The sequence below is a fragment of the Enterocloster clostridioformis genome (assembly GCF_020297485.1).
In the GTDB taxonomy this organism is placed as follows: domain Bacteria; phylum Bacillota; class Clostridia; order Lachnospirales; family Lachnospiraceae; genus Enterocloster; species Enterocloster clostridioformis.
Genome location: NZ_JAIWZC010000001.1, coordinates 1,360,687 through 1,374,500, shown reverse-complemented (window position 1 = coordinate 1,374,500; position 13,814 = coordinate 1,360,687). Strand labels below are relative to the sequence as shown.

Genomic DNA, 13,814 nt, shown 5'->3' with positions numbered 1-13,814 from the left:
TAATCAGGAGATATCCCGGTAGCAGGGAAAGATTCAGGGCCGCAAGTCCGTGCAGGACATGCGGCCTTTTTGCGGTGATTTTGCCATGGGCGCTGCGGTCCGGCGTAATGTGGCTGAGTACGGATGAGGCGTGAGCATGTGCGGGACCGCGGATATGAGCTGCGGGAACAAAAGAAAGGAATTAAACCTATGGAAGCAAATAACGAAAATCCCATCATCCAGCTGGTGGGGCTGGGGAAACAATTTCAGACCATGAATGGTCCGGTGACTGCCCTGGAAGATATCAATTTGGAAATCCGGTATGGAGAGGTGTTCGGTATCATCGGCCTGTCCGGCGCGGGCAAGAGTACCCTGGTGCGGTGTATCAATTACCTGGAAGTGCCCACCTCTGGAAAGGTTATATTTGAGGGAAAGAACCTGTCTGTGATGAAGGACAGGGAGAAGCGTCTGGCCAGGCAGTCCATGGGCATGATTTTCCAGCAGTTTAACCTGCTGTCCCAGAGAAACGTGCTTCAGAATGTATGCTTCCCGCTGGAGATTGCGAGGGTATCCAAGGCCGAGGCCAATAAGCGGGCGGAGGAGCTTTTGACACTGGTGGGTCTGGAGGACCGGATGAAGGCATATCCGGCGCAGCTCTCCGGCGGGCAGAAGCAGAGGGTTGCCATTGCCAGGGCCATGGCAACCAATCCCAAGGTTCTTCTGTGTGACGAGGCCACCAGCGCCCTGGATCCCAATACAACCAAGTCCATTTTGGAACTGCTCAAGAAGATAAACCGGGAGATGGGAATTACCGTCATTGCCATTACCCATGAGATGGCGGTCATTGAGGCCATATGCGACAGAGTGGCTATCATAGACCACAGCCACATCGCGGAGGCGGGAAATGTGTCCGATATCTTTTCCGGTCCCAAATCCGATATCGGCCGCCAGCTGATTCTGGGGGATGTGGCTGAGCAGAACCTGAGTTTTGGCAATTCCCGCCAGATTCGCATTATTTTTGACGGAAGGGAGTCTTCAGAGCCTGTGATTGCCAATATGGTGCTGGCCTGCAAGGTTCCGGTGAATATCATGCATGCGGATACCAGGGATATTGAAGGCAAGGCCATGGGGCAGATGATCATACAGCTTCCGGAGGACGATACGGATGCCGGCCGGATTTGTAATTATCTGAAGACAGCCAATGTAAAGTTCGAGGAGGTGCGGTGAGATGCAATTTGATTCTACGACCATAAATATGCTTGTAAAAGGAATATGGGAGACCATCTACATGGTGTTCCTGTCCTCTGCCTTATCCTATGTAATCGGCATTCCCCTGGGAATCGCCATGGTGGTGACGGACAAGGAGGGCATCAGCCCGGTGCCTCTGTTTAACAAGGTTCTGGGGCTCATCATCAATCTGCTGCGCTCCGTGCCGTTTATTATCCTCTTAATCATGGTATTGCCCATTACCAAGTTTATTGTGGGAAAGACCATTGGCTCCAATGCCACGGTGGTGCCTCTGATTATTGCCGCATCCCCATACATCGGGCGTATGGTGGAGTCTTCCCTGAAGGAAGTGGACGCGGGCGTCATCGAAGCAGCCAAGTCCATGGGCGCATCCACCTGGCAGATTATCGTCAAGGTGCTGCTGCCGGAGGCCAAGCCGTCCCTGCTGGTGGGTGCGGCCATATCCGTGACCACGATTCTCGGATACTCTGCCATGGCAGGATTTACCGGAGGAGGCGGACTGGGCGATATCGCCATCCGTTACGGATACCACCGTTACCAGACCGATATGATGATGGTGACCGTGGTGCTTCTGGTCATTATTGTGCAGCTGATCCAGGAGGTCGCCATGCGTATGTCCAGAAAGAGCGATAAGAGAATCCGGTAGGAAGGTCCGGGAAGTGAAGCCGGGAAGAGAATCCGCTGAGGCTGTCCGTTTCCTGACAATGGCGGAAGAATGTATATGACCGTCATATGAAGAAGGGTGTGCAGCCTGAGCTGATGATAAATGCCTGAATATGGCGAAAATAACAGGGGCAGAGCCCCAAAGCGAGGAGGACACAATTATGAAGAAAAACATCTTAGGGGCAGCCGTACTGGCAGCCATACTGGCATCGGGAGCGCTTAGCGCATGCTCCGGCAGCCCAAAGGAGACCACGGCAGCAGCTACTGAGACGCGGGCTGCTGATTCCAGGGCAGAGGATACCACGGCCGCAGAGGCGGAGACCACGCAGGCCAGTGCAGAACTGAAGGAAATCGTGGTAGGAGCAAGCCCTGCGCCGCATGCGGAAATCCTCAATGCGGCTAAGGAAGTTCTGGCATCCAAGGGCTACGAGCTGAAGATTGTGGAATACACAGATTACGTGCAGCCCAACAATGCGCTGGATTCCGGCGACCTGGACGCCAACTATTTCCAGCACAAGCCATATCTGGATTCCTTTAATGAGCAGAACGGAACAAATCTGGTCAGCGCAGGCGCCATCCACTATGAGCCATTCGGTATTTATGCAGGCAAGACAGCATCCCTGGAAGAACTACCGGACAAGGCGACCGTACTGGTGCCAAACGATGTGAGCAATGAGGCAAGAGCCCTTCTTCTGCTGGAGGCACAGGGGCTGATTAAACTGAAAGACGGTGTTGGTCTGGAGGCTACTAAGAATGACATTGTGGAGAACACCAAGAACCTGGATATCGTAGAGTTGGAGGCAGCACAGCTTCCACGTTCCATTTCTGACGGCGATATCGCGGTTATCAACGGCAACTATGCAATTGAAGCAGGGCTCAAAGTCAGCGACGCCCTGGCTACTGAGGATTCCCAATCCCTGGCGGCTACCACCTACGGCAATGTAGTGGCAGTGAGAGAGGGAGAAGAATCCAGCGATGCCACCAAGGCTCTGGTGGAAGCATTGACCAGCCCTGAGGTAAAGCAATTCATGGAGGAGACATATGAAGGCGCTGTAGTGCCGCTGTTCTAACGCGTGTTTGCAGGCAGCTTTCAATCAAACTCTTTCAAGATAAAATACAGTTATTCATAAAATCGTAAGAGGCTGTCCGCCGGGGATATACCCTGGCGGATTGTTTTATTTTACAAAATATGTTATACTTTCCCAAAAGTGTGTCCTGTATTCGGATACATTGACGCAGCCGCAGGGGCTTGAGAGAGGAGATAGTCCATGGAAAACGAAAAAGAAAACGGATATGGAGCCGGAGAAGGCCAGGGTCCGGATTATCATACAGATAACAGGGAACCAGTGATTGTGGCGGAACAGCCGGCCCGGGAGGTGACAGATGGGGATGTCAGCCAGGCGTCTGGCGGCCAGGATGCAGCGGATCTGGGAGAACCGGGGCAAAGCGGGCCGGAGCGGGGAACCGCGGGCTGGGGAACCGCGGGGCAAAATAGCGCCATCCAGGATGGATCCGATGGATGGAGCAGCCCCATGGATGCACCCCCACGGGAGGACAGATGGAGCGATACAGGGGATAAACCTTATCTGGGAAGTCCCTGGGAACCAACCCAATCCGGGCCGGAATATGCCCCGGGAAAGAATAATGGCGCCAGCGCAAATGACAGCCGGCCGTTATATAAGCCGGCCCCGCCTTCTTACGGCCAAAGCCAGCCGGAGGCGGGGCAGACGCAGCCGGAAACAGGCCAGGGCCAGCCGGGTGCAGGCCAGGGCCAGCCGGAAACAGGACAGAGGCTGCCAGTGACAAATCAGAACCAGCCGGGCGGGAGCAGCCAATACCAGACCCAATACCAGTCTTACCCGCCTGTGTACCAGGAAAAGAATAATATGGCAACGGCAGCTCTGGTCATGGGGATTCTTTCTCTGTGCAGTATCTGCTGCTGTATGCTGTTCGGCATTGTGTTCGGCGTACTCGGCATCATATTTGCCATTATGTCAAAAAAAGGAGACAAAATGGACGGTCAGGCAAGGGCCGGACTGATACTCTCCATTATCGGTATTGCTGTCACCGTGCTTGTCATCATCTTCTTTGCTGCGATTGAGGTGCTCGCTGTCATACCGGAACTGAATTGATTGGTTGTTTAATGGATGGAAACCGAATTGATATAAAATCAGGTTTTAATGGGACGGTGTCCGGCATATAGTAGGTAGCAAGAGAGGCCGGGAGGCTGTGGACCGTGAGGATTTACGACCTTAAACAAAAAGAAGTGATTAATGTAAAGACCTGCAAGCGCCTTGGATTTGTGGGAGATGTGGATTTCGACATGGAAACGGGCTGTCTGCTGGCCCTGATTGTGCCCGGACCAGGCTGCATATGCGGTTTTTTGGGACGGGAGAAGGAATATGTGATACCGTTCTGTGACATCTGCCAGGTGGGAAACGATATTATACTGGTGGACATTAAAGAAAAAGATGTGACGGAAAGCATTAAATGCTGAAAAGAAACATACAGCGCGGATTCCAGCGGGATTCGCGCTTTTTTCAGCGCGCGGGACAGAGGAGTGGCCGCCAGGGTTTCCCCTGCCGGCCGGTTTGTGAGAAAAAGTTGTATAAAAAGCATTTGCTTTTTGCAAGTCTAACTATACAAATGAATTGTGAAGGTTTTATGGTGGAAATGTGAAAAATCTGTGAAGGGTACCATAAAATGGTCACAGGTTTTCGTGGATGGCTGTCAGGATGTCCTTCAGCTTTCCCGCTTCAATCTGGCCCGGTGCAGAGGCTTCTTTTACAGAGCCAAAGGTGAGGCAGGAGCCGAATACCTCCCCTGAAAGACGGCTTATGAGCCCGGTGCCCTTCATGGACATGGTTACGACCGGGCAGGACAGGGACTGGCTGGCCTTGTCTGTGGCTGAAAGAAGGGTCAGCACATCGCGGGCTGACCGGGGCATGACCGCAATCTTGGCTATGTCTGCCCCCAATTCCTCCATGTGATGCAGGCGGCGGAGAATATCATCCTCTTTTGGAGTGGCCGCAAAATCATGATTGGACAGGATGACGCGTACCTGGTGTCTGCGGGCCAGTTCCACTGTCTCACGTACCATATCGTCACCGGAAAAAAGTTCCAAATCCACCAGATGTACATGGCCGGAGCAGATGGCCTGTTCCACCAGGGAGCGGTACGCCGGGAGCGGAGCGGGCACATGGCCGCCCTCCCTTTGGGTGCGGAAGGTAAAGAGCAGGGGAATGTCTTTCAGGGCAGACTCCAGACCGGGAAGGACCTGGTCCAGGATGTCCGGCTCCAGTATGGAGTCAAACCAGTCCGCTCTCCATTCAGCCACATCCACAGGCTGCTCCGTGAAGGATTCTGCCTGGTGAATCAGGGATTCGTAATCCTTTTCCACCAGCGGGGCGCATATTTTCGGCATTCCCTGTCCAAGTACAGTTTGTTTTATAATAACATTTTTCATGATAAAGAGCACCTTTCCTGTAATCTTTTTGGATTTGTCTGGATTCATTATAAAGCGGAGAGGGGATTTCGTCCATACCGTAATGAAAAAAGAACAAAGTCCTTGCGATTCATACTTTCTTCGGTTAAAATATATGAAGCGTTTAAGACGATGCGTGAAAAAAGAAAGGAAGGGTAACCCAGATGAAATGCCCCTATTGTAATGAAGCAGACACCAAGGTCATAGATTCCCGTCCGGCAGATGACAACAGCTCCATACGCAGGCGCCGCCAGTGTGAGCGCTGCGGTAAGCGCTTTACCACCTATGAGAAGCTGGAGACCATGCCGTTAATGGTAATAAAGAAGGATAATTCCAGGGAGACGTATGACCGTTCCAAGATTGAAGCGGGAATCATCCACTCCTGCCATAAACGCCCGGTATCACCCCAGCAGATTAATTCCATGATTGATGAGATTGAAAACCAGATTTTTAACATGGAGGAGAAGGAAGTGCCCACCTCCGCCATCGGAGAGCTGGTGATGGGAAAGCTTAAGGACCTGGACGAGGTGGCGTATGTGCGTTTTGCCTCTGTCTACCGTGAATTCAAGGATGTGAATACGTTCATAGACGAGATTGGAAAATTGCTGAAAAAGTAAAGTTGCTGAAGAAAATAGATTTGGAAGGAATACTTATAAACATGCTGGAAATGTTTTATCCCCGCCGTTACGAGGTATCCACCTATGTGATACCGTTTGATTATTATCATGCACAGGGAATGCAGGGCGTGATTTTTGACATTGATAATACCCTGGTGCCCCATGACGCGCCGGCAGACGGACAGGCAGTGGAACTCTTTGAGCGGCTTCGCGCCATGGGAATGAAGACATGTCTTCTATCCAACAATAAGGAGCCCAGGGTAAAGCCCTTTGCGGATTTGGTGGGTTCCTGCTATATCCATAAGGCAGGCAAGCCGGAAGTCAGGGGATATGAGAAGGCCATGGAGCTTATGGGGACGGACAGGAATCATACCCTCTTTGTGGGGGACCAGCTGTTTACGGATGTGTACGGTGCCAACAGGGCCGGCATCTACAGTATCCTGGTAAGGCCCATGGACCCCAGGGAAGAGATACAGATAGTGCTGAAGCGTTACCTGGAAAAGCCGGTGCTGTATTTTTATAAAAAACATGCCAGAGACATAAACCAAGACAGGGAGTAAAGTGAGATAATGGACGGAAAGACAAGAGTATGCGGGCTGATTGCAAATCCGGTGGAACATTCCATGTCACCCATGATGCATAATTTTTTTGCGCAGAGAACAGGGGTGAACTTAGCCTACGTTCCTTTTAAAGTGGAGGAAGACAGGGTTGGGGACGCGGTAAAGGGGGCCTATGCCCTGAATATACTGGGGATGAATGTAACGGTTCCCTATAAACAGCGGGTTATGGAGTTTCTGTCTGAACTGGATGAGGATGCCAGGGCCATCGGGGCAGTCAATACACTGGTCAGGACAGCTGCGGGCTATAAGGGCTATAATACGGATGGCGCGGGCCTTAAGCGGGCCCTTGCGCAAGCCGGTATCCGGACAGAAGGAGAACATTGTTTACTCATTGGGGCCGGAGGTGCGGCCAAGGCTGCAGCCTATGTGCTGGCAAAGGGCGGGGCTGCAGACATCCACATCCTCAACCGGAATGAAACCAGGGCCAGGGAGCTGGCAGACTGCATCAACACACTGACAGGCAGCGGTCTGGCGGAGGCCCTGCCTCTGAAGGGATACAGGAAGCTTCCTGCCAGAAAAGGCGGATATCTGGCCGTACAGTCCACCAGCGTTGGCATGCATCCCCATGTGGAGGATGCCGTTATTGATGATCCCCGGTTTTATGAGATGATTCATACCGGTGTGGACATTGTCTATACTCCCGCCAGGACCAGGTTCATGAAAATGGTACAGGAAGCAGGAGGAAGGGCGGTGAACGGTCTGGACATGCTTTTATATCAGGGCGTGATTGCCTATGAACTGTGGAATCCCCAGGTGAGGGTGGACAGCGGGACCATAAAGGCGGCAAAGCAGATGATAGAAGATTATCTGATAAAAAAACAGGCCGGGGAGGGCCGGGGAGAGAACCTGATCCTCATTGGCTTCATGGGAGCGGGAAAGACCAGTGTGGGAGAACATTTCGCAGCACGCTACCGGATGCCGATGATTGACACGGACAAGGAGATTGAGGCGGCAGCCGGTATGGCCATATCCGATATATTTGCCACCCGGGGAGAGGAAGCCTTCCGGCGCCTGGAGACAGGCGTGCTGGAAAAGCTGCTGAAGCAGGGCGGCAGGTCTGTGATTTCCGTGGGCGGCGGACTGCCTCTCAGGGCGGAAAACAGGGCGCTTTTGAAACAGCTGGGAACCGTGGTATATCTGGATGTCCTGCCAGAGACTGTCATGGAACGAATCGGAGCCGATGTGTCGGACCGTCCCATGCTTCACGGCAGTGATGTGATGGGCCGCATTATAAGCCTTCTGGAGTCGAGAAAACCCTATTACCTGAAAGCTTCTCATATAATTGTGGATGTGAACGGTCGGGACGTGGATGATATCGTGGAAGAGATTCACCGCAGGGCAGTGGATAAAACATGCTGAAAAGGGAGAAATTTATACTGCCGTTAAAAAAAAACTTGAAAATGCTCCCTACATAGTATAGAATATAAAAGATTAAAGACTTATGGGGCGCTTAGGCAAGCGTCATGAACGAACTCAAGGAGGAATATCTTTATGATATCAGCAGGTGATTTTAGAAATGGCATTACACTGGAGATTGACGGACAGGTTGTCCAGATTATGGAATTCCAGCATGTTAAGCCAGGCAAGGGTGCGGCTTTCGTGCGTACAAAATTAAAAAATGTAATCAACGGCGGCGTGGTAGAGCGCACCTTCCGTCCTACAGAGAAGTTCCCTCAGGCCAGAATTGACAGAGTGGACATGCAGTATCTGTATGCCGACGGAGAATTATATAACTTTATGAACCAGGAGACCTATGACCAGGTTGCCCTGAACCAGGATATCATCGGCGATGCCCTGAAGTTTGTAAAAGAGAACGAAGTATGTAAGGTCTGCTCTTACAATGGCAGCGTATTCTCCGTGGAGCCTCCGCTGTTTGTTGAGCTGGAGATTACAGAGACAGAGCCAGGTTTCAAGGGCGATACCGCAACCGGCGCCAATAAGCCGGCAACCGTGGAGACAGGTGCAACCGTATACGTACCATTGTTTGTAGAAATCGGCGATAAGATTAAGATTGACACCAGAACCGGCGAATATCTGTCACGAGTATAATACAACTTGTCGGATACGCCCTGGGAGGCGGTTTGTAAGAATTGCTCCGGTATATGCCGGGGCAGTTTTTAACTTTCCGGGAAAAGGAAAGACCTATTGTCACAGTAAAGGAGAGTATACATTGTGAATAAGATTCTGGATATGATGGAGCGGGAATTAAAGCAGGCATTTACAGCCAGCGGATATGAGGATTCGTTCGCAAAGGTGGTTTTATCCAACCGTCCCGACCTGTGTGAGTACCAGTGCAACGGTGCCATGGCAGCGGCTAAGGCATATAAGAAGAAGCCCATCGATATAGCGAACCAGGTGGTGGAACATCTGGCTTCAGGCGGCTCCCACCCTGTTTTTTCTGAGGCAGAGGCTGTGATGCCGGGATTCATTAACCTGAAGCTGTCAGATGCGTTTCTGGCAGAGTATGCGGGGGCCATGGCTTCGGCAGATAAGCTGGGACTGGAAGCGCCTGAGAAGCCGGAGACAGTTATCGTGGATTACGGCGGGGCCAATGTGGCAAAGCCCCTTCATGTGGGCCATCTGCGGGCGGCCATTATCGGGGAGAGCATAAAGCGCATGGGCCGTTTCCTGGGCCACCATATGATTGGTGATGTGCATCTGGGGGACTGGGGACTGCAGATGGGTCTTATTATTGAGGAACTAAAGGACAGGAAGCCGGAGCTGGTGTATTTTGACGAATCCTTTGAGGGACCGTTTCCGCAGGAGGCGCCGTTTACAATCAGTGAGCTGGAGGAGATATATCCCGCGGCCAGCGCCAAGTCCAAGGTGGACGAGGTGTTTAAGGAGAGGGCCCATCAGGCGACCCTGAAGCTCCAGAGAGGATATGCCCCGTTCCGGGCAATCTGGCAGCATATCATGGCTGTCTCTGTGTCTGACCTTAAGAAGAATTACGCAAACCTGAACGTGGAGTTCGATTTGTGGAAGGGTGAAAGCGACGCGGAGCCCTACATCGGGGACATGATTCAGATGCTGGTGGATAAGGGGCTGGCCTATGAGAGCCAGGGAGCTCTGGTGGTGGATGTGGCTCAGGATACGGACACCAAGGAGATTCCGCCCTGCCTGATCCGTAAGTCCGACGGAGCGTCTCTTTATGCAACTTCCGATTTGGCCACCATTGTGGAACGGGAACAGGATTTTAAGCCGGACCGCTATATTTATGTGGTGGATAAACGCCAGGGAATGCACTTTGAGCAGGTGTTCAGAGTGGCTAAGAGGGCAGGTATTGTGAAGGAAGACACCCCCATGATTTTCCTGGGATTCGGCACCATGAACGGAAAGGACGGAAAGCCCTTTAAGACACGTGAGGGCGGAGTCATGCGTCTGGAAAAGCTCATTGAGGAAATCAATGAAGCCGTATACCAGAGAATCATGGAGAACAGGACCGTATCAGAGGACGAGGCCAGGAGCACGGCGGCAGTGGTAGGGCTGGCTGCCCTCAAGTACGGCGATCTCTCCAACCAGGCTGCCAAGGATTATGTCTTTGATATTGAGCGCTTTACCTCATTTGAAGGTAATACAGGTCCGTATATCCTCTATACCATTGTCAGAATCAAGTCCATTATCGCCAAGTACAGGGAGAACGGAGGCCAGGTAAGCCAGGATGCCGTTGAAAAGAAGATTCTTGCCTGCACCGGAAGTTCGGAGAAGGCTCTGATGCTCTTGCTGGCCAGATATAATGAGGTTCTGGAAAACAGCTTTGCGGAGACAGCGCCTCATAAGATATGCCAGTACATTTACGAGCTGGCCAATGCCTTCAACAGCTTTTATCATGATACCAAGATTCTGGCAGAGGAGGATGAAGCCAGGAAGGAGAGCTATATCGGTCTTATTTCTCTTACCAGACGGGTGCTGGAGTCCTGCATCGGACTGTTGGGAATCGAGGCTCCGGAGCGCATGTAACCGCGGGGATGTCCCGGGATGGCCTGATACGTTCCGCCCTCCGGGGCAGGGGTATCAGGAATCCCGCTGAAAGGATGCATGAAGCAGATGAAGATTGTCAGGATGAACACCAGCAGCTTCTGGAAGGGGGAGGCTGGTGTGAAAGGCCTGGTTGAAGACCAGGGGGAAACATTTGAGGTAAATTTATATCTGGGAAGCGGAAGAGTAAGGGATTACTCCTGTTCCTGCAGCAAAGGGAATTCTTACAGGGGAATGTGCGCCCATGGGGAGGCCCTTTTTGCGTATTATAATCAGCAGAGGGAGGAGGCGTCCAAACCAACAATTCATACATCCTCCCAGGTTCACACCATGATTCGGGAATATACCAACCGGGAGGTGGCCCTGATTCTGGCGGAGGAGGCGGACGCCCAGGTAAGGCTGGAGCCGGTGCTGATTCTGGACGGAAAGGACACGCGTCTGGAGTTCAAGGTGGGAATCACCCGTTTTTATGCCGTGCGCGATTTGAGGGCCTTTAAGGAGGCTGTTGAGAATGGGGCCCATGTGGCTTATGGAAAGGACCTGTCCTTTCATCACAACAAATCGGCTTTTACAGACAGCAGCAAGGAGCTTCTGGCCCTGCTTATGGGAGGAGTACAAAACCAGAAAGCGGTCCGCAGCCTGACGCTAAACCGTATGAACCGGGACCGCTTTTTTGAAATAATGGCCGGCCGGACCGTGGAGGTCCAGCTTCCCGGCGGGAACCGGGTCATGATGGACATGGAGGATTCTGATCCGGTGGCATCACTTAAGGTGGAGAAGACGGGGAGGGACGGCCTGAAAGCCAGCCTTATGGGTGTGGCTCCAATGATAGGAGGCGAGGCCCCAAGGCCGGTGGCCGGCTGCTTTCGCGGGGAGCGGTTCCTGTATGTGGTATCCGGCCAGAGGCTCTACCGGTGCAGCGAGTCGTGTACCCAGGTCATGGGACTGTTCATGGAGCAGATGTGCATGGAGCGGGATGAAAGCGTGATGGTGGGACAGAGGGATATTCCGCTGTTCTATGAGCGCGTTGTCAAGCATATTCTTCCCTACTGCCGCCTGATGCCGGAGGACGTGGATTTTAAGGATTATGAGCCGGAGCCGTTAAAGGCGTCCTTCCGGTTCGACACAGGGGAGGATGGAGCTCTGGTGATGGAGCCCTCACTTGCTTACGGAAGTTATGAATTCCATCCCCTGGAGGACGAGAATCTTCCCAGGACTATATGCCGTGATGTACCGGGGGAATTCAGGGTAAGCCAGCTGATTCATAAATATTTCAAGTACAAGGACCCGGATGGAAGACGGCTGGTCATAAGGAATAACGAGGATGAGATTTACCGTCTTATGACAGAGGGAATGGACGAATTCCGCTCCATGGGAGATGTATATGTGTCTGAGAACCTGCGCCAGTGGGAGGTGCTGGCGCCGCCCAGGGTTACTGTGGGTGCTTCTGCTGCCGGCGGCTGGCTGGAACTGGATGTGGACATGGGCGGCATGAACAGCCAGGAACTGAACCGTATACTGGCAGCCTACAGCCAGAAAAAGAAGTACTACAGGCTGAAAAACGGACAATTTCTGGGGCTGGATGAAGGCGGCCTAACGGTCATCAGCCGCATGGCGTCGGAAATGGGAGTAACCAGAAAGGAGCTTCAGAGCGGAAAGGTACGTCTGCCGGCTTACCGCGCCTTTTATCTGGATTATCTTCTTAAGGAGAGCACCGGTGTAACCTATTACAGGGACCAGATGCTAAAAGCCATGGTAAGGTCGGTAAAGTCCGTGGAGGACAGCGATTTTACCGCGCCGGAGAGACTGAGGGGCGTGCTGAGGGAGTATCAGAGAATCGGATATGTCTGGCTGCGGACCCTGGACAGTTACGGATTCGGGGGAATCCTGGCCGATGACATGGGGCTGGGAAAAACCATACAGATCATTGCACTTTTGGAGTCCGCCTATGGCTCAGGCGAACAGTCGCCGTCCCTGATTATATGTCCGGCTTCTCTTGTGTACAACTGGGAGCATGAGATACGGCGTTTTGCGCCGGACCTTAAGGTGCTGTCGGTGGTGGGAAGCGGTTCGGAGCGGGAGGACCTGTTAAAAGAAGTTGGAAAAAATTCCCAGGTCTATCAGGTTATTATAACGTCCTACGATTTGCTGAGAAGAGACATAGGCTTATATGAAGGCGTCCATTTCCGGTATCAGGTCATAGACGAGGCGCAGTATATCAAAAACGCATCCACACAGAGCGCCAGGGCAGTGAAGTCCCTGGATGTGCAGACCAGGTTTGCCCTGACAGGGACGCCTGTTGAAAACCGTTTGGGTGAGCTGTGGAGCATTTTTGATTATCTCATGCCGGGCTTTCTCTTCGGAAGCAAGTTCTTCAAGAAGGAATATGAAGTCCCCATTATAAGAGACGGCGACGCGGCAGCCCTTGAACGTCTGAAACGGATGATAGGCCCCTTTGTGCTGAGACGGATAAAGAAGGATGTATTAAAGGAGCTTCCGGATAAAATGGAGGAGGTTGTATATTCCAACTTTGAACCGGAACAGAAAAAATTATATGCGGCCAATGCGGCCAAGTTTAAGGAAAAGCTCAGTACAGGCTGTTTTGGCCGGGCAGGGGAAGGAAAGCTCCAGATTTTGGCGGAGCTCATGCGCCTGAGACAGATTTGCTGCGACCCGCGGCTGTGTTACGACAATTACAGAGGCGGTTCCGCCAAGCTGGAGACCTGTATGGATTTGGTGAGGAGAGGTGTGGCGGGAGGACATAAGATACTGTTGTTTTCCCAGTTTACCTCCATGCTGGATATCATTCATATAAGGTTTGAGAAGGAGGGAATCAAGAGCCACTTACTGACAGGGGCCACCTCCAAGGAGGAACGAATCCGGCTGGTGGGGGATTTTGGGAAGGATGAGGTGCCGGTATTTTTGATTAGCCTGAAGGCGGGGGGAACCGGCCTTAACCTGACTGCGGCGGATATTGTCATCCATTATGACCCGTGGTGGAACGTGGCTGCCCAGAACCAGGCCACGGACAGAACCCACCGGATCGGCCAGGATAAGCAGGTAACGGTCTATAAACTGATTACCAGAAATACCATAGAAGAGAACATCTTAAAGCTTCAGGAAGCCAAGAGCCATCTGGCGGATGCAGTGGTGCCTGAGGGCACGGTATCATTTGGAAGCCTGACAAGAGATGATATACTGAATATCATAAAGGAGGAATAAGAA

General features: G+C 52.3%; 12 protein-coding genes. 11 read left to right on the top strand and 1 reads right to left on the bottom strand.

The genetic code is table 11. The features are described from left to right. The first annotated feature begins 189 nt into the window (after positions 1 to 189). From LA360_RS06805 to LA360_RS06785, 5 genes are all read left to right on the top strand, one after another. Positions 190 to 1,206, top strand: coding sequence for a methionine ABC transporter ATP-binding protein (locus tag LA360_RS06805; RefSeq protein ID WP_022203283.1), 1,017 nt, complete (start codon positions 190 to 192; stop codon positions 1,204 to 1,206). A gap of 1 nt (position 1,207) precedes the next feature. Beyond that, a complete protein-coding gene (locus LA360_RS06800; protein ID WP_112483167.1) occupies positions 1,208 to 1,873 on the top strand; it encodes a methionine ABC transporter permease in 666 nt (221 codons plus the stop codon). A gap of 178 nt (positions 1,874 to 2,051) precedes the next feature. Then, positions 2,052 to 2,960 carry a MetQ/NlpA family ABC transporter substrate-binding protein gene (locus tag LA360_RS06795; protein WP_022203282.1) on the top strand — a complete coding sequence of 303 codons (909 nt, stop codon included), beginning with the start codon at positions 2,052 to 2,054 and terminating at the stop codon, positions 2,958 to 2,960. A gap of 198 nt (positions 2,961 to 3,158) precedes the next feature. Then, complete coding sequence (locus LA360_RS06790) at positions 3,159 to 4,022, top strand: DUF4190 domain-containing protein (RefSeq protein WP_022203281.1); 864 nt, start codon at positions 3,159 to 3,161, stop codon at positions 4,020 to 4,022. Positions 4,023 to 4,126: 104 nt separating this feature from the next. Beyond that, positions 4,127 to 4,387, top strand: a complete 261-nt coding sequence (locus LA360_RS06785) for a YlmC/YmxH family sporulation protein (protein WP_002567117.1) — start codon at positions 4,127 to 4,129, stop codon at positions 4,385 to 4,387. Between the two features lie 210 nt (positions 4,388 to 4,597). On the opposite strand, the gene aroD is transcribed toward LA360_RS06785, so the two are convergent. Beyond that, positions 4,598 to 5,356, bottom strand: coding sequence for a type I 3-dehydroquinate dehydratase (gene aroD / locus LA360_RS06780; protein WP_089776305.1), 759 nt, complete (start codon positions 5,354 to 5,356; stop codon positions 4,598 to 4,600). A 182-nt stretch (positions 5,357 to 5,538) separates the two neighbouring features. On the opposite strand from aroD, the gene nrdR reads away from it, so the two are divergent. The 6 genes from nrdR (at position 5,539) to LA360_RS06750 (ending at position 13,811) form a co-directional block, all read left to right on the top strand. Then, a complete protein-coding gene (gene nrdR, locus LA360_RS06775) occupies positions 5,539 to 5,991 on the top strand; it encodes a transcriptional regulator NrdR (RefSeq protein WP_002574232.1) in 453 nt (150 codons plus the stop codon). Positions 5,992 to 6,032: 41 nt separating this feature from the next. Beyond that, a complete protein-coding gene (locus LA360_RS06770; RefSeq protein ID WP_112483219.1) occupies positions 6,033 to 6,551 on the top strand; it encodes a YqeG family HAD IIIA-type phosphatase in 519 nt (172 codons plus the stop codon). A gap of 9 nt (positions 6,552 to 6,560) precedes the next feature. Beyond that, positions 6,561 to 7,970 carry a shikimate dehydrogenase gene (gene aroE, locus LA360_RS06765; protein ID WP_057571606.1) on the top strand — a complete coding sequence of 470 codons (1,410 nt, stop codon included), beginning with the start codon at positions 6,561 to 6,563 and terminating at the stop codon, positions 7,968 to 7,970. Positions 7,971 to 8,102: 132 nt separating this feature from the next. Continuing rightward, positions 8,103 to 8,660, top strand: coding sequence for an elongation factor P (gene efp / locus LA360_RS06760; protein ID WP_002583865.1), 558 nt, complete (start codon positions 8,103 to 8,105; stop codon positions 8,658 to 8,660). A gap of 123 nt (positions 8,661 to 8,783) precedes the next feature. Then, positions 8,784 to 10,571: an arginine--tRNA ligase gene (gene argS, locus LA360_RS06755; protein ID WP_112483163.1), complete on the top strand. Its 1,788-nt coding sequence runs from the start codon at positions 8,784 to 8,786 to the stop codon at positions 10,569 to 10,571. Positions 10,572 to 10,658: 87 nt separating this feature from the next. Then, positions 10,659 to 13,811 (top strand): DEAD/DEAH box helicase, encoded by a 3,153-nt coding sequence (locus tag LA360_RS06750; protein WP_112483161.1) that lies wholly within the window; start codon positions 10,659 to 10,661, stop codon positions 13,809 to 13,811. The last annotated feature ends 3 nt before the right edge of the window (positions 13,812 to 13,814 follow it).